This is a genomic window from Nocardia sp. NPDC004654 (genome assembly GCF_040609595.1).
Classification (GTDB): Bacteria; Actinomycetota; Actinomycetes; order Mycobacteriales; family Mycobacteriaceae; genus Nocardia.
In genome coordinates this window covers 1156568-1172669 of the sequence record NZ_JBEXKI010000001.1, presented here as the reverse complement: position 1 = coordinate 1172669, position 16102 = coordinate 1156568, and the positions used below count along the sequence as shown (strand labels likewise).

General features: G+C 68.8%; 14 protein-coding genes and 3 tRNA genes. 8 read left to right on the top strand and 9 right to left on the bottom strand.

What is annotated here, in order from left to right; translation table 11 throughout:
• Window positions 1–32: 32 nt before the first annotated feature.
• From rpmG to ABZV58_RS05455, 4 genes are all read right to left on the bottom strand, one after another.
• Window positions 33–203 carry a 50S ribosomal protein L33 gene (gene rpmG, locus ABZV58_RS05470; RefSeq protein ID WP_011211653.1) on the bottom strand — a complete coding sequence of 57 codons (171 nt, stop codon included), beginning with the start codon at window positions 201–203 and terminating at the stop codon, window positions 33–35.
• Window positions 204–244: 41 nt separating this feature from the next.
• A tRNA-Met gene (locus ABZV58_RS05465) sits at window positions 245–320 on the bottom strand.
• 82 nt (window positions 321–402) lie between these two features.
• Window positions 403–475, bottom strand: a tRNA-Thr gene (locus ABZV58_RS05460).
• A gap of 740 nt (window positions 476–1215) precedes the next feature.
• Window positions 1216–1298 (bottom strand) — tRNA-Tyr (locus ABZV58_RS05455).
• Window positions 1299–1470: 172 nt separating this feature from the next.
• Here ABZV58_RS05455 and ABZV58_RS05450 point away from each other — a divergent pair.
• Window positions 1471–1962, top strand: coding sequence for a YajQ family cyclic di-GMP-binding protein (locus ABZV58_RS05450; protein WP_141808626.1), 492 nt, complete (start codon window positions 1471–1473; stop codon window positions 1960–1962).
• 137 nt (window positions 1963–2099) lie between these two features.
• Here ABZV58_RS05450 and htpX read toward each other — a convergent pair whose 3' ends face one another.
• Together htpX and ABZV58_RS05440 are read right to left on the bottom strand one after the other, a co-directional pair.
• Window positions 2100–2978, bottom strand: coding sequence for a zinc metalloprotease HtpX (gene htpX / locus ABZV58_RS05445; RefSeq protein WP_354998918.1), 879 nt, complete (start codon window positions 2976–2978; stop codon window positions 2100–2102).
• A gap of 365 nt (window positions 2979–3343) precedes the next feature.
• The gene (locus tag ABZV58_RS05440) at window positions 3344–4366 is read right to left on the bottom strand and encodes a polyprenyl synthetase family protein (RefSeq protein ID WP_067791412.1); all 1023 of its coding nucleotides are present in this window, start codon (window positions 4364–4366) and stop codon (window positions 3344–3346) included.
• Window positions 4367–4553: 187 nt separating this feature from the next.
• Here ABZV58_RS05440 and ABZV58_RS05435 point away from each other — a divergent pair, with 187 nt between their 5' ends.
• The gene (locus ABZV58_RS05435; protein ID WP_354998917.1) at window positions 4554–5825 is read left to right on the top strand and encodes a geranylgeranyl reductase family protein; all 1272 of its coding nucleotides are present in this window, start codon (window positions 4554–4556) and stop codon (window positions 5823–5825) included.
• A 63-nt stretch (window positions 5826–5888) separates the two neighbouring features.
• Here the strand turns inward: ABZV58_RS05435 and ABZV58_RS05430 are convergent, their stop codons facing one another.
• Window positions 5889–6395: a DUF2505 domain-containing protein gene (locus ABZV58_RS05430; RefSeq protein WP_354998916.1), complete on the bottom strand. Its 507-nt coding sequence runs from the start codon at window positions 6393–6395 to the stop codon at window positions 5889–5891.
• A gap of 40 nt (window positions 6396–6435) precedes the next feature.
• Here ABZV58_RS05430 and ABZV58_RS05425 point away from each other — a divergent pair, with 40 nt between their 5' ends.
• The gene (locus tag ABZV58_RS05425) at window positions 6436–6897 is read left to right on the top strand and encodes a DUF3592 domain-containing protein (RefSeq protein WP_354998915.1); all 462 of its coding nucleotides are present in this window, start codon (window positions 6436–6438) and stop codon (window positions 6895–6897) included.
• Between the two features lie 24 nt (window positions 6898–6921).
• Here ABZV58_RS05425 and ABZV58_RS05420 read toward each other — a convergent pair whose 3' ends face one another.
• Window positions 6922–7287 carry a cupin domain-containing protein gene (locus ABZV58_RS05420; RefSeq protein ID WP_354998914.1) on the bottom strand — a complete coding sequence of 122 codons (366 nt, stop codon included), beginning with the start codon at window positions 7285–7287 and terminating at the stop codon, window positions 6922–6924.
• A gap of 68 nt (window positions 7288–7355) precedes the next feature.
• On the opposite strand from ABZV58_RS05420, the gene ABZV58_RS05415 reads away from it, so the two are divergent.
• From ABZV58_RS05415 to ABZV58_RS05400, 4 genes are all read left to right on the top strand, one after another.
• Window positions 7356–7823 carry a MarR family transcriptional regulator gene (locus ABZV58_RS05415; RefSeq protein ID WP_354998913.1) on the top strand — a complete coding sequence of 156 codons (468 nt, stop codon included), beginning with the start codon at window positions 7356–7358 and terminating at the stop codon, window positions 7821–7823.
• A gap of 99 nt (window positions 7824–7922) precedes the next feature.
• Entirely contained in the window at window positions 7923–9065 is a 1143-nt protein-coding gene (locus tag ABZV58_RS05410; protein WP_354998912.1) for a glycosyltransferase family 1 protein, read from the top strand.
• 75 nt (window positions 9066–9140) lie between these two features.
• A complete protein-coding gene (locus tag ABZV58_RS05405; RefSeq protein ID WP_354998911.1) occupies window positions 9141–9845 on the top strand; it encodes a demethylmenaquinone methyltransferase in 705 nt (234 codons plus the stop codon).
• Window positions 9846–10000: 155 nt separating this feature from the next.
• The gene (locus ABZV58_RS05400; RefSeq protein ID WP_354998910.1) at window positions 10001–14200 is read left to right on the top strand and encodes a bifunctional nitrate reductase/sulfite reductase flavoprotein subunit alpha; all 4200 of its coding nucleotides are present in this window, start codon (window positions 10001–10003) and stop codon (window positions 14198–14200) included.
• A 5-nt stretch (window positions 14201–14205) separates the two neighbouring features.
• Here ABZV58_RS05400 and ABZV58_RS05395 read toward each other — a convergent pair whose 3' ends face one another.
• On the bottom strand, window positions 14206–15240 hold the full coding sequence (locus ABZV58_RS05395) for an aldo/keto reductase (RefSeq protein ID WP_354999043.1): 1035 nt from the start codon (window positions 15238–15240) through the stop codon (window positions 14206–14208).
• 122 nt (window positions 15241–15362) lie between these two features.
• On the opposite strand from ABZV58_RS05395, the gene ABZV58_RS05390 reads away from it, so the two are divergent.
• Window positions 15363–15989, top strand: a complete 627-nt coding sequence (locus ABZV58_RS05390) for a TetR/AcrR family transcriptional regulator (protein ID WP_354998909.1) — start codon at window positions 15363–15365, stop codon at window positions 15987–15989.
• Window positions 15990–16102 lie beyond the last annotated feature (113 nt).

Here is a 16102-nt window from a genome sequence, read left to right as displayed (position 1 = left end):
CCTGCACGCGGCGATTTCACGCGTGGATGGGATCAGCGGGATTCGCGGTGCGCCCGGTGCGTGCCGCAGTTCGGGCAGAACTTCTTCAGCTCCAGCCGGTCCGGGTCGTTGCGCCGGTTCTTCTTGGTGATGTAGTTGCGGTGCTTGCACTGCTCGCAGGCCAAGGTGATCTTTGGCCGGACATCGGTGGACTTCGCGGCCACGACTTTCCTTCTTTCCGGTACCTGATGGGCGTAATCGGTTTTGGTAGCGATGGCCGGACTTGAACCGGCGACACAACGATTATGAGTCGTTTGCTCTACCGACTGAGCTACACCGCCACGGCGTCGCATTGCAGTGGTGCGAGCCCAGCCCCACGACCATGGGTGCGATGCCGAGTCGGTCACCACCGGCAATCCGGCGAGCCCCCTAACGGAATCGAACCGTTGACCTTTTCCTTACCATGGAAACGCTCTGCCGACTGAGCTAAGGGGGCATGACTACTTCCGCACCGTGATCCGTCTTCTCGACCCCGGAGCGGCGAAGTCTTGAACGAGATTACACACCCAACGCTCACACTTCCAAATTCCGAGGTCAGAGCCGGTTTTTGCACACGAGCAAACACCCCGAATGCACCCCTTGGAGCACCACGGCACAACCGACTTCGTCTCGAAGCAAAGCCGTCGAGCCAAACCCGCGAACGGAGCGCTCCACAGCACACGCGCCCTTAGGCACTCCAGTCGACGGCGCGTTCAGCGGTACGGCGCTCTCGCCCCTGACAGCATCCACTCGTCCGGAGTTCTTCCGCAGCCATCTCTCGACTGGAGAAGATCCACCCGCAGGAAGCGGTGCGACCACCGACCCCGCCAAGATTCACGCCCACCCAAGCGCCTCGAAGTGCAAAGAGCATCCAAGATCACAGAATCCGCTCCGACGAAGCCCGGTCACACCGGAAAGCTCAGGTCCACCCGAAATCACCCCTCATGACGAGCAGTCCCGATTAAACTCCCCAACGGAATCACGTGGTCGAACCTGCTCGCCGAGCAGCCCCGCGTCGGAACCGCCTCGAAATTCAACCAGCCACCAACCGCACTTCCCCACAAAACGCAACCACTGCAAGGGGGGTCCGGGGGGCGAAGCCCCGCCGGGCGGGGCGTGGGGGTTGCACCCCCACAAGACATTACGAAGCGAGCCCCACCTGCGCTTTCTGCAGGTAGGGCTCGCTCATGAGCGGAGTGGCAGGTGTAGGATTCGAACCTACGTAGGCTTTCACCGACAGATTTACAGTCTGCTCCCATTGGCCGCTCGGGCAACCTGCCTTACGTGCGCTTTTTGGCGCGCAGTGAGAATACAACGAACCCCGGTGCCGAATGCAAACCGGCTGGCCAACGGCCCTGCGACGGGACTACGGTCGGGCTTCCGGGTAGAACTGACGATGCCGGTTGCACCGGTGTAGTGAGCCCGTCGGACCGTCAGGAACAGGAGCGTAGTGTGGCCGATTCGTCTTTCGATGTCGTCAGCAAGGTCGACCGGCAGGAGGTCGACAACGCTCTGCATCAGGCGGAGAAGGAGCTGAACACCCGCTACGACTTCCGCGGCACGGGCGCGAAGATCGAGTGGTCCGGTGAGGAAACGATCGTGTTGACGGCCGAGGCCGAGGAGCGGGTGAAGGCCGCGCTCGAGGTGTTCAAGGAGAAGTTGATCCGCAGGGACATCTCGTTGAAGGCGTTCGACGCGGGCGAGCCGGTGGCCTCCGGCAAGACGTACAAGATCACCGGCAGCCTGGTGCAGGGCATCGATGCCGAGAAGGCGAAGAAGATCTCGAAGAAGATCCGCGACGAGGGCCCCAAGGGCGTCAAGGCGCAGATCCAGGGCGACGAGCTGCGGGTGAGCAGCAAGAAGCGCGACGATTTGCAGGCCGTGATCGCACTGCTGAAGGGCGAGGACTTCGGTATCGCGCTGCAGTTCGTCAACTACCGATAGCTGTTGCGCCGCAATGTTTTTCGCGGCGGTGCACTAGCTGAACGAGCCCGTCGGCCGGATGGTCGGCGGGCTCGCTTCATTGCTCGCGCTCTGCTGTTCGCCTGATTCGCGGCAGACTCGCAGCCGTCGGCGCACCCTCAGTAGTTGCGCGGCCCGCCCGCCATTTCCTCGAGCCGGGCGATGCGCTCGGCCATCGGCGGGTGCGTGGAGAACCAGCGTGCGGCCCGCTCGCCTGCCCGGAACGGGTTGGCGATCATCAGGTGTGACTGGGAGGTCAACTGCGGCTCAGGAGGCAGCGGAGCGGCTTGTACGCCGCGTTCCAGCTTGCGCAGGGCCGAGGCGAGCGCCAGCGGGTCGCCGGTGAGTTCGGCGCCGGATTGGTCGGCTTGGTACTCGCGGGAGCGGGAGACGGCCAGCTTGATCAGGGTGGCCGCGATCGGGCCGAGCAGGGAGACGAGCAGCATGCCGAGCATGTTCGGGCCGCCGTTGCCGCGCCCGCCGAAGGCCGAGGCGAAGAACGCGAGGTTGGCGAGGCCGGAGATGACCGCGGCCAGCGCGCCCGCGATGGACGAGATGAGGATGTCGCGGTTGTAGACGTGCGAGAGTTCGTGGCCGAGCACGGCGCGCAGTTCGCGTTCGTCGAGGATCTGCAGGATGCCGCTGGTACAGCAGACCGCGGCGTGCCGGGGATTGCGGCCGGTGGCGAAGGCGTTGGGCGCGTTCGTCGGGCTGATGTAGAGCCGCGGCATCGGCTGCCGCGCCGTCGTCGCGAGTTCCCGCACGATCCGATAGATGACCGGCGCCTCGAGCTCGCTGACCGGCTGCGCGTGCATCGCCTTCAGCGCGAGCTTGTCGCTGTTGAAGTAGGCCCAGGCGTTCATGCCGACGGCCAGCAGGATGGAGATGACCAGGATCGTCGGGCTGCGGAACATGGCCCCGGCGAACACGATGATGGCCGAGAGCCCGACCATCAGACCGAATGTCTTCAATCCGTTCGCATACCCGTGCCCGTGCATAGGTCTCCTTGCCCACTCCCCCGTCCATCGAGTTCGTTATGCGAGATCAACGATAGGGCCCCCGGCGAAAGTTCCTGGTAGCTCCGGCTCCGACGGTAGTCGATCAGATCACTCTCGGACTCGGCCCTGACGATCACCGCCGCACTCGGTCACCGACCTCGGGCCGCTCCCGGACTCGGCCCAGAACAATCGCCAACGCACGGTCCACACCCGCACGACCACCTCCGGAGCGAGCCCGACGAGCGACCGTTCGCGGCCGTCTCGCTTCCCAGCGCTCGAAGCGCATGCGCCGAAGGCGCGAGTCTCGAGCGCTGGGAAGCGAGACACAAAGGCCGCGAACACGCGCGCGCCAGCGCGCCAAAAATTCAGCCGACGCGTTCGATGGTGTAGCGGACCAGCTGTTCGAGCGCGTCGTTGGCCGGGCCCGCGGGCAGCGCCGACAGCTCGGCGTGCGCGAGGTCGGCGTAGCCCTGCAGCTTCTCCTTGGCGAGCACCATGCCGCGCGAGTGCGCGAGCAGTTCCAGCGCCTCGGCGACCTCCTCGTCGGTCTCCAGCGGACGGGCGAGCAGCTTGCGCAGCCGGTCGCCCTCGGCACCCTCGTCGCGCAGCGCGTAGAGCACCGGCAGAGTGTGCACGCCTTCGCGCAGGTCGGTGCCGGGGGTCTTGCCGGATTGTTCGGAGGCCGAGGAGATATCGATGATGTCGTCGGAGATCTGGAAGGCGGTGCCGACCGCGTCGCCGAGGCGGGCGAGCCGCTCGATGTGCTCGGGGTGCGCGCCGGAGAAGGTGCCGCCGAAGCGACCGGCCGCGGCGATCAGCGAGCCCGTCTTCTCCCACACGACGCGCAGGTAGTGCTCGACCGGGTCCTGCGAGTCGCGGGCGCCGACGGTCTCGCGCATCTGGCCGGTAACCAGTTCGGCGAAGGTCTCGGCGATGATGCGGACCGCGTCGGGGCCGAGCGTCGAGGTGAGACGGGAGGCGTGCGCGAACAGGTAGTCGCCCGCCAGGATCGCGACGTTGTTGCCCCAGCGCGAGTTCACGCTCGGCGCGCCGCGGCGCATCGGGGCCTCGTCCATCACGTCGTCGTGGTACAGCGTGGCCAGGTGCACGAGTTCGACGACGGTGCCCGCGGTGATCAGGGCGGGATCGGTGGGACGCGGGCCGAGCTGGCCGGTGAGGATGGTGAACAGCGGACGGAACCGCTTGCCGCCCGCCCGCGCCAGGTGCAGCGCCGCGTCCTGCAAAAAGTCCTCGCCGTCGGAGAGTTCGGCGATCAGGAGTTTCTCGACCTCTTCCAGGCCGTTGCGGACGCTCGCCGCGAGTTCGGGGTCACCGAGTTCGACCCCGGCGACCACCGTGCTCTCGTCACTAACAGCCGATGTGCTCATCTCATCTCCCAGCGCCGCGTCCGACCCCACGGTAGAGAACCTAGCGTGTTCGGCCCGTGCGGCCCATGAACACCGTCACTATGCGGTGTATCAGACACTTTTCCACACTTCGGCGGGGCCGGATCGGCCGACCTGGCGCGCGGTCCTGCGTCGACACCGATCCGACTGTCCTGCAAGTATTGAGCGCATGGGTGCACCGGATGTCTCAGTCGAGGACCGCGGGGGGAACCCGCTGCCCGATCGTGCCGAAGTGCTCGTCGTCGGCGCAGGTCCGGCCGGTTCCGCCGCCGCTGCCTGGGCCGCGCGCGCGGGCCGCGACGTGCTGCTCACCGACGCCGCGGTCTTCCCGAGGGACAAGACTTGCGGCGACGGCCTGACGCCGCGGGCGACCAAGGAGCTCGAACACCTCGGTCTCGGCGAGTGGCTGCGCGCGCACACGGTCAACCACGGCCTGCGCCTGACCGGTTTCGGCAGGGAAGCCCTGCTCAACTGGCCTGGCGGCGGGTTTCCGAGCTACGGAAGCGCCGTCGCGCGAACCGAACTCGACGACAAGCTGCGCGAAACGGCGGTGAAGTCCGGCGCGCGGATGCTGGACGGCGCGAAGGTGGTGGATGTCACCCGCGCGGGTGACCGCGTCACGGGTGTGACGGTGCGAACAGCCGAGGGGTCCCGCGAGATCGCCTGCGACATCCTGGTCGTCGCGGACGGCGTTCGCTCACCGGTCGGCAAGCTGCTCGGCCGCGTCTGGCACCGGCGTTTCGCGTACGGCACCGCGGCGCGCGCCTACATCAAGTCCGGCCGCAGCGACGATCAGTGGATCACCTCGCACCTCGAATTGCGCGATGCCGACGGCCAATTGGTGCCCGGTTACGGCTGGGTGTTCCCACTCGGCAACGGCGAGGTGAACATCGGCGTCGGCTCGCTGGCCACCGAGCGGCGGCCCTCGCACATCGCGCTGAAACCGCTGCTGCGCCACTACACCTCGCAGCGTTACGAGGAGTGGCAGTTCGAGGGCGAGCTGCGTGCGGTGGCTTCGGCGCTGCTGCCGATGGGCGGCGCGGTGTCGAATGTCGCGGGCCGCAACTGGGTGCTGATCGGCGACGCCGCGGGCTGCGTGAACCCGCTCAACGGCGAGGGCATCGACTACGGCCTCGAAAGCGGGCACATGCTCGCCGACCTGCTGGACGCGCCCGATTTCACCGGCCTGTGGCCGGATCTGCTGCGCGCACGCTACGGCCGCACGTTCTCGGCGGCGCGCCGGATCGCGGGCCTGGCCACCCATCCCCGCATGGTCCCCACCGGCGGCCCGCCGGTGATGCGCTCGAAGTATTTGCAGCGCACCGCGGTTCGTGTGATGGGCAACCTGGTCACCGACGAGGACCTGGACATCACCGCGCGCGCCTGGCGGCTCGCGGGACGGGCGTCCATGCGCTACGACGACCTGCCGCCCTTCACCTGAGGCGCGCGACGGGCTCGACCGGAATCGAGCGCCCGAGGCGGGCGCCCGATTCGACGGACGAGATCAGGCGGTGGCCTCCGCGGCCAACCACTCCTCGAAGAATTTGCGCTCGCTGTTGAGCACCCGGTGGAACAGTTGCTCGGCCAGCGGCTCGATGGCGCCGCCGACCAGCGACACCTTCACCGAGACGGTGCCGACGACGTCGATCTCGCACCCTTCGGCGGTGGGGCGCAATTCGAAGGAGCCCGACATTTCGCTCGTGACGCCCGTGGTGCTCGCCCGGAAGACGCCCTTGGCGATCTCGCCGTCCAACGTCTGCCAGTCGTCGGTGCGCGAAAGCACCAATTCGTTCTTCAGTACCTTGCCGACGATGCTGGGAATCTTGTCCCGACGGGCCTTTTCGGTCATATGGATGCGGATGGTGCCCGCGCCGCCCGGGTGCGACAGCTCGAGCGTCGCGGTCTCGGTGCCGGCGAAGCGGGAGCGCCAGGCGTCGTCGGTGATGAGTGCCCGGTGAAGATCTTCGACCGGGACGGCGTAGGGCACGGTGAAGCTGAATTTTCGGGACATGGGCGCACACGCTAGCCGAGGTGGTCGGTAGCCTGTGGCGGTGTCGGAAACCAGCCAGGCCGAAAGGCGGACCGTCCGCCTGCGGCGGGCGAGGATCGGCGTGCTCACCGCCGCGACGGTCGTCAGCGTGCTCATGGCGTTGCTGGTGCTCGCCGCTTGGCGCAACGACTACCTGATCAGTTCCGACAAAGGCGTGACCACCGGCGAGGTGCTTTCGGCGGGCCGATTGCGTTCGGCGGTCATCTATGTCACACCCGACGGCGAGACGCACAATCCGAAGGTCGGCGTGCTCTACCCGACCAACCTGACCGCGGGCGAGCGCATCAATGTCGAGTACAGCCGCAGCGATCCCGATCTGGTCCGGGTGGCGGGCCGCGACGTCCGTGTCGCCATCCAGCCCGCCCTCTCGGTGATCGTGGTGGTGTGGGCGTTGGCTTTGCCCGCGCTGTTGTTGATCGTCCGCGCGGGCAGGCGCGAACCGAAGGTCACCGCGGCGCGCTGAGCCGGTCCGCCTTCGCGGGCGGATTCACTGCGCCCACGGCGGGCTGAGCTTGCTGCCGTCGGCCATGGTGGCTTGGAATCCGGCGGCGATCGCGACGTGCGCGACGGCCGGTTCGTCGCCTGGATTGCCCACGGCGATGGGCGCGCCCGCGGGCACGATCGCGACATCGCCCGCGCCGAGCCGCTGACCGCTGACCTCCAGCACGCCGGAAAGCACCATGAAGATCTCGTCGCGGTCCAGGACGTGTGCCGCGTCGCTGTCGCGGTGCGGCGCGACGGTGAGCCGCCAGGTACAGACGTCCGCCGAACCGCGGCTGGGGGCCGCCATGGCGCTGAATTCGACGCCGGGGAGCTCGAAACGCTGCGCTTCGGCGGCCTTGATGACGTGCATTGACACTCCTCGAAGACTGGAAAATAGACAAGCCAGCTTGATCAAGTTGGCTTTTCTATCATGACGGCATGGCATCCACACCGCAAGACCCGGATCTCGGCATCCTCCTCGGGCTCGCCTACGAACAGTTCGTCATCGAATTGCGAGCGTCTTTGGCGGAGCGGGGTTTCGACGACAGCGGCCGCTCCGACGGCTACGTCTTCCGCTGTCTGTCGAAGCGGCCGATGAACGTCAGCGAGCTGGCCGAACGCCTCGGGATCAGCAAGCAGGGCACCGCGCAGATCGTCGACGACATGCAGGAACGCGGCTACGTGGAACGCCGCCCCGATCCGGCCGACGGCCGCGCGAAACTGCTCTACCTCACCGAACGCGGCAACGCCGCCCTCGCCGCCGCGAGGCGATTCCACCGGAATCGGGAACAGCGCCTGGTGCGCGAATTCGGTCCGGACGCGCTGCGCACGCTACGCGCGGTGCTCGGCGCGGTCGCGACCGAGGAGCGGCTGGCGGATCCGCAACTGCGGGCGCTGTACCTCTGAGAACCACTGTCTGCGACAGCGCGAGGAGTTCGCCGGAACTTTCCGCGCGCTTCACGTCCGCGTGGCTGCGACGCGCGCTGCGCGGGTCACGCTGAGGTGGTGCGCGTAGCCATCGTTTCGGAGTCCTTCCTGCCGAACATGAACGGCGTCGTCAATTCGGTCCTCCGGGTGCTCGATCACCTGGACAAACACGGACACCAGGCGCTGGTGATCGCGCCGGACACGCCCCGCGGACTGCCCGCCGCGGCGAGTGAATACGGCCGTTTCCCGGTGCACCGGGTCCCCGCGGTGATGGTGCCCAAGGTCAGCTCGCTGCCGGTCGGGTTGCCGCAGCCGGGGATCACCGCCGCGATCGCCGAATTCGACGCCGACCTGGTGCATCTGGCCTCCCCGTTCCTGCTCGGCGCGGGCGGTCTCGGCGCGGCGCTGCGGCTGGACCTGCCGACGATCGCGGTGTACCAGACCGACGTGGCGGGCTTCGCGCAGAGCTACGGGCTCGGGCTGGCCAGCCGTGCGGCCTGGGCATGGACGCGGCGCATCCACGAGGGCGCGACTCGCACGCTGGCGCCCTCCCGCGCGGCCGCCGAAGACCTGGCCAGGCATGGCATCCCGCGGGTGCGTCGGTGGGGTCGCGGCGTGGACATCGCCAGGTTCACCCCGTCGGCGCACCGCGCGGAACTGCGCGAGCGCTGGCTCGACGGGCACGAGCGACTCGTGGTCGGGTTCGTCGGCAGACTGGCGCCGGAGAAGCACGTCGAGCGCTTGGCCGTGCTGGCGGGCGACCCCACGATTCAGCTGGTGATCGTCGGCGACGGACCGGAGCGGAACCGGCTGGCCCAGCTCATGCCGGGCGCGGTGTTCACCGGCGAACTCGGCGGCGCCGAACTCGCGCAGGCGTACGCGAGCCTGGATGTGATGGCGCACGCGGGCGAGCACGAGACCTTCTGCCAGGGCGTGCAGGAGGCGCTGGCCTCCGGCGTCCCGGTCATCGGGCCCGATGCGGGCGGTCCGCGCGACCTCGTCGCGCACTGCCGCAACGGCTATCTGCTCCCGGTCGACCGGTTCACCGAACTGCTGCCCAGCGCCGTGGCCGCGCTGCGCGACCCGGCGCTGCGCGCCCGATTCGCCGGCGCCGCACGCAAATCCGTACTGCACCGAACCTGGCCAGCCGTGTGCGACGAGCTGATGGGTCACTACGCCGACGTCACCGGACAGGATTTCCGCCTTTCGAACACGGCGTAACCCGAACCCGACTCCTGCGGGTCTGTGATCGGGTACACGCGAGTCCGTAACGGACAGTCGCTTAAGGTCGTTGGCGTGGCGCAAACGCATGCAGGTCGAGCCTCCCTGGACAAGCGGCCGAGCGAGGTCGCAGCGATGTTCGACGGGGTCGCCAAGCGATACGACCTCACCAACACCGTGATCTCCGCGGGTCAGGACCGCTACTGGCGCTGGGCGACCCGCAAGGCGCTCGGGCTCCGGCCCGGCGAGCGGGTGCTCGACCTCGCGGCGGGCACCGGCGTCTCGACACTGGAGTTCGGCAAGTCCGGCGCCTGGTGCGTGGCGACCGACTTCTCCAAGGGCATGCTCGCCGCGGGCCGGTTCCGCAATGTGCCGATGGTCGCGGGTGACGCCACGGCCCTGCCTTTCGCCGACGACTCGTTCGACGCGGTGACCATCTCCTACGGTCTGCGCAACGTCTCGGATCCGGATCTGGCGTTGCGCGAGATGCTGCGGGTCACCAAGCCGGGCGGGCGGCTGGTGGTCGCCGAGTTCTCGACGCCGATCGTTCCGGTGTTCCGCACCTTGTACATGGAGTATCTGATGAAGACGCTCCCGCAGGTGGCGCGGGCGGTCAGCAGTAATCCGGACGCTTACGTGTACCTGGCGGAGTCGATCCGGGCGTGGCCGAATCAGCGGCAGCTGGCCATGCGGATCGCCAAGGCGGGGTGGTCTACGGTCAAGTGGCGCAATCTCAGCGGCGGGGTCGTCGCCCTGCACCGGGGATACAAGCTCGGCTGAATTCCACCGGCTGCGGGCACTAGCGACCCGCTGACCTGCGCAAAGGTGACGAACAACACACCTCACAGCCGAGAATGGGAGCGGTGAGGAGAATTGTCACCTGGCGATAACGTTGGGTAAATCCCGCGCAATCGACGTTCCGCATGATCGGTGACATGTCGGACGCAGCCAGCAGCCCCGCGCCGGGCACCGCCAGAACGGCGTGCTCGTACTGCGGCGTGGGTTGCGGCATCACGGTCGAGACCACGCCGGGCGCCGACGGCGCGCCGGTGATCGCCAAGGTCAGCGGCGACAAGCTGCACCCTGCGAACGCGGGCAGGCTCTGCACCAAGGGCGCCACCCACGCGGAGCTGATGCGCACGCCCGGCCGGATGACCACCGCCTACCGGCGACCCGAGCGCGGACAGGAGCCGATGCCGATCGCCGTCGACGCCGCCGTGCGCGAGGCCGCCGACCGGTTGCGCGCGATCCTGGACGAGCACGGGCCGGACGCCATCGCGCTGTATGTCTCCGGCCAGATGACGCTGGAGGCGCAGTACCTGGCCACCAAGCTGGCCAAGGGCTACCTGCGGACCGTGCACATCGAGGCCAACTCGCGGCTGTGCATGGCCAGCGCGGGCACCGGCTACAAGCAGTCGCTGGGCGCCGACGGCCCGCCCGGCTCCTACGACGACTTCGAGCACGCCGACCTGTTCTTCGTCACCGGCGCGAACATGGCCGACTGCCATCCGATTCTGTTCCTGCGGATGGCCGATCGGCTGAAGGCGGGCGCCAAGCTGATCGTCGCCGATCCGCGCCGCACCGACACCGCCGCGCGCGCCGACCTGTTCCTCCAGCTGCGCCCCGGCACCGACCTCGCGCTGCTCAACGGCCTGCTGCACCTGCTCGTCGCCAACGGCGACATCGATGAGGAGTTCATCGCCGAGCACACCGAGGGCTGGGACGCCATGCCCGAGTTCCTCGCCGACTATCCGCCGGAGCGGGTCGCCGAGATCACCGGCCTCGCCGAACAGGACATTCGCACCGCGGCGCGCTGGATCGGCGAAGCGCGCGAGTGGATGACGCTGTGGACGATGGGACTCAACCAGTCCACCCACGGCACCTGGAACACCAACGCGATCTGCAACCTGCACCTGGCCACCGGCGCCATTTGCCGTCCGGGCAGCGGCCCCTTCTCGCTGACCGGTCAGCCGAACGCCATGGGCGGGCGCGAGATGGGGTACATGGGCCCCGGCCTGCCCGGCCAGCGCTCGCTGCTCTCGGCCGCCGACCGCGCCTTCGTGGAGACGGCGTGGGGCGTGACGCCCGGCACGATTCGCACCGAGGCCGGGCCGGGCACCATCGAGATGTTCCGCGGCATGGCCGAGGGCGACATCAAGGCGGCGTGGATCATCTGCACCAATCCGGTGGCGTCCGTATCCAATCGGAAGACGGTGATCGCGGGCCTGGAGGCCGCCGAACTGGTGATCGCGCAGGACGCCTACACCGACTCGGCCACCAACGCCTACGCGGATCTGCTGCTGCCCGCCACGCTCTGGGCCGAGGCCGAGGGCGTGGCGGTGAACTCCGAACGCAACGTCACCCTGATGCAGCGCTCCGTCGACCCGGTCGGCGACGCGCGGCCGGATTGGCTGCTGATCGCGCAGGTCGCCACGGCCATGGGCTTTCCCGGCTTCGAATACTCCTCGAGCGCCGAGGTTTTCGCCGAGATCCAGGGCTTCGCCAATCCCGCGACGGGGTACGACCTACGCGGCATGAGCTACGAGGCGCTGCGCGACGGCCCGATGCAGTGGCCGTGCGCCGAGCCGGGCCAGCGCCGCAACCCGATTCGCTACCTGAACGACGGCGTCAGCCAGGAACTCTTCGTCGACGACGCGGGTCACCGTCCGCGGCTCGCGTTCGCCACCGCGAGCAGGCGCGCGGTGTTCTGGCCGCGCCCGCACCTGCTTCCGGAGGAGATGCCGGACGACGACTACCCGTTCGTGCTGAATACCGGTCGCCTGCAACACCAGTGGCACACGATGACCAAGACCGGCAAGATCGCCAAGCTCACGAAGTTGAACGGGCAGCCGTTCCTCGAGGTGCATCCGCGCGACGCCGAACGGCTCGGCGTGCGTCCCGGCGATCAGCTCGAAATCGCTTCCCGCCGTGGCCGAGCCGTGCTTCCGGTGCAGATCAGCGACCGCGTCCGCCCCGGCGACTGCTTCGCACCGTTCCACTGGAACGACGAACAGGGTGAGTATTTGACCATCAACGCCGTCACCAACGACGCCGTCGATCCGGCGTCCCTACAGCCCGAGTTCAAGCAGTGCGCCGTCTCGCTGCGCCGCGTCGCGCCGATGAAACACGCCGAAACGCCCGTCCCCGAGCCTGTTTCCGCACCGTCCGGCGCGCATCCGCTCGCGGTGATGCTCGGGCTGGACAACGGTGTCGCGCCGACGCTCAGCGACACCGAGCAGATCTACCTCAGCGGGTATCTGGCCGCGCTGCAGTCGCTTCCGGTGGTCGGCCAGCCGGTGCTGCCGGAGACCGCGCCGCTGTCCACCCGCAGCAGGCTCTGGATCGATGGCCTGCTGGCTGGCATGTACTCGCGCGGCGCGCTGACGGCCGAGTCCCCGGCGCCCGCCGCCGAGGAGCGGCCGGTCACGGTGCTGTGGGCCTCGCAGACCGGCAACGCCGAGGAGTTCGCCGCCGCGACGGCCGAGCGGCTCGCCGAGTCCGGTTTCGCGCCGCGGCTTTTCGACATGGATTCCTGCGATCTCGGCGCGCTGACCGGAGACGCGCTCTTCATCAGCAGCACCTTCGGCGACGGCGGCCCGCCTGACAACGGCGCGGACTTCTGGGACAGGCTGAGCGACAGCGCGACCCGGCTGACCGGCCTGCGCTACGCGGTCCTCGCGCTCGGCGACTCCTCCTACGACGACTTCTGCGGGCACGGCCGCAAGCTGGACGAGAAGCTGGCCGAGCGCGGCGCCACCCGGCTGTTGCCGCGGGTGGACTGCGAACCCGACTACGAGGAGCCCGCGGCGCGCTGGCTCGATGCGGTGCTCGGCGCGTTCGGCGGCGGGAACGACAGCGGTGGCGGCGGGAACGACGGCGGCCCCGACAACGACGGCGGTCCGGCTCCCGAGGGCGGTTCTGGTCCGCGCCCGGCCGTCCGCGCCGCGAGTTCCGGCGCCACCATGGTGCTGACCAGACCGGCGGCCGCGGCTCCCGCGCGCTCACTGCGCGCCGCGCCCGCGTCGTTCACGCGCAACGCGCCGGTAGCCGCGCCGCTCGTCCGCAACGAACAGCTCTCGATCGCCGGATCGCCGAAAGAGGTGCGCCAGTTCGGTTTCGACCTGCGTGGCTTGGACGCGGGCTACGAGGTGGGCGATTCGCTTGGTGTGTGGCCGTCGAACTGTCCGTCGCTTGTCCAGGAGTGGCTCGCCGCCACCGGCCTGGACGGTCGGCGCGTGGTCGAGGTCGACAATCGGGAGATGCCGTTGGCCGAGGCGCTGCGCACCCGATACGACATCACCAAGGTCAGCCACGACCTGTTGGGCTTCATCGGCGATCGCAATGCCAGCAACCAGCTCGCCAAACTGCTGCGCAGGGACAACCGCAACGAGCTGGACAGCTACCTGTGGGACCGCCAGGCCGTCGACGTGCTGCGCGACTTCCCGGTGCGCGCCGACCTGGTGGAATGGCTCGGCGCGCTGAAAAAGCTTCAGCCGCGCCAGTATTCGATCTCGTCGAGCCCGCTGGTCAGCCCGGACGAGGTGCAGCTGACGGTCGGCGTCGTGCGCTACGGCGAACCCGCCCGGCGCGGCGGAGTCTGTTCGACCTACCTCGCCGACCGGGTGGGCGATGCGGCGGTGCCGATCTTCCTCCAGCGCGCACCGCATTTCCGGCCGCCGCTGGACCCGGCGGCGCCGATGATCATGGTGGGACCGGGCACCGGCATCGCACCGTTCCGCGGCTTCCTCCAGGAACGCCGGGCGCTCGGCGCGACCGGCCGCAACTGGCTGTTCTTCGGCGAGCAGCACGCGGCGCAGAACTTCTACTACCGCGCGGAACTGGAGGACATGTTCCGCACCGGTTTCCTCACCCGCCTCGACCTGGCGTTCTCCCGTGACCAGCGGGAGCGAATCTACGTGCAGCACCGGATGATCGAGCACGGCGCCGAGCTGTGGTCGTGGCTGCGCGACGGCGCCCACTTCTACGTGTGCGGCGACGCGGCGCGGATGGCCAAGGACGTCGACGACACCCTGCTCGCCATCGCCCGCATCCACGGAAAGCTGGACGAGGAGGGCGCGCTCGCGTTCCGCAAGCAACTCGTCGCCGAGAAGCGTTACGTGCGCGACGTCTACTGAGCTGGTTACACCGCGGGCGGGTTGAGGCGGGTGAAGTCCGGCAGGCGGTAGTACGGGTAGTACGGGTACGGCGGCGTGGTGGCGCTCGCCTTGTCCAGGCGGGCGATCTGGTCCTGGTCGAGGCGCCAGCCGACCGCGCCGAGGTTCTGGCGCAGCTGTTCCTCGTTGCGCGCGCCGACGATGACCGTCGCGACGGTGGGGCGGCCGAGCAGCCAGTTGAGCGCGATCTGCGGGACGGTCTTGCCGGTCTCGGCGGCGATCTCGTCCAGCACGTCGACCACGTCGTAGAGCAGCTCGTCGTCGACGGGCGGGCCCGCCTCGGCGGTCTGGTGCAGCCTGCTGCCCGCGGGCAGCGGTTGTCCGCGCCGGATCTTGCCGGTGAGCCTGCCCCAGCCGAGCGGGCTCCACACCACGGCGCCGACGCCCTGGTCCTGCGCGAGCGGCATCAGTTCCCACTCGTAGTCGCGGCCGATCAGCGAGTAGTACACCTGGTGCGCGACGTAACGGGTGAGCCCGTTACGGTCCGCGGCGGCAAGGGTTTTCATCAGCTGCCAGCCCGCGAAGTTGGAGGCGCCGAGGTAGCGGATCTTGCCCGCACGCACCAGGTCGTCCAGTGCGGCGAGGACCTCCTCGACGGGGGTGTGCGCGTCGAAGGCGTGCAGCTGGAACAGGTCGATGTGCTCGACGCCGAGACGGCGCAACGAGCCCTCGACCGCGCCGATCAGCCTGGCCCGGCCCGAGCCCGCGTCGTAGGGCCCGGGTCCCGTCGGCAGGCTCGCCTTGGTGGACAGCAGCAGCCGGTCGCGCCTGCCTTTGATGGCCGCGCCGAGGACTTCCTCCGAGGCGCCGTCGGAGTAGACGTCCGCGGTGTCGAACATCGTGACGCCCGCTTCCAGGCTGATGTCGACCAGCCGCCGCGCTTGCTCGGCATCGGTATCCCCCCACGCGCCGAACAATTCGCCGCGACCGCCGAAGGTGCCCGCGCCGAAGCTCAGTGCCGGGACGAGCAAACCCGATGCGCCGAGCCGCCGGTACTCCATGGGTGAGTCCATGCGCGTATCCCATCCATTCTTCACAGGACGACCCTCCTAAGGGGTCTATAGTTCCGTTAACACTTCGAACTGTACACCCCGTTCGCCGCAAATGAAACTGGAGTCCCGTTATGCCCTTCGAAGAGCCCGCTCCCGGCTCGGTCCGCCCAGGTGGGCGTACCGCGCGCATCCGTGCTGCCGTTTTGCGCACCGCGGGTGATCTCCTCGTCGAACGCGGTTTCGCCACACTGGATCTCGCGGAGATCGCCGCCGCGTCCGGGGTCGGCAAGACCACCGTCTATCGGCGCTGGGGCACCCCGGCCGGGCTCGTCGCCGACCTGCTGGCCGACATGGCCGAGCAGTCGGTGCCGCGCGCCGACACCGGATCGCTGCGCGGCGATCTCACGGCCAACGCGCGCCTGGTCGCCGAGACGCTGACCGATCCGCGCCAAGGCCGCCTGTTTCAGGCCGTGATCGCCGCCGCCACCGGCGATCCCGTCGCCGCCGCCGCGCTGCGCCGCTTCTACGACGTCCGCCTCACCGAGTGGGCGCCGTGCGTCGAGGACGCCATCGCGCGCGGCGAGGCGCCCAAGGGGACCGATCCGCGCGCGGTCCTGTCCGCCGTTTCCGCGCCGCTCTACTACCGGCTGCTGGCCAGCGGCGATCCGATCGACGAGGCGGTCGCAGATTCCGCGGCCCAGGCGGCACTGGACGCCGTGGCGGCAGGCACTTTCGTCACGGACCGCTCCGCCGACTGACCCGACCGCTCGTGCGGTCACATCCCAGGTAGTCGAACCACCGGGTCGAGACTCCGCCGAGCACGTCTGCCGGTGGGCACGGCGACCGGACTGTGCTCGGGCCTTCGAGAGAC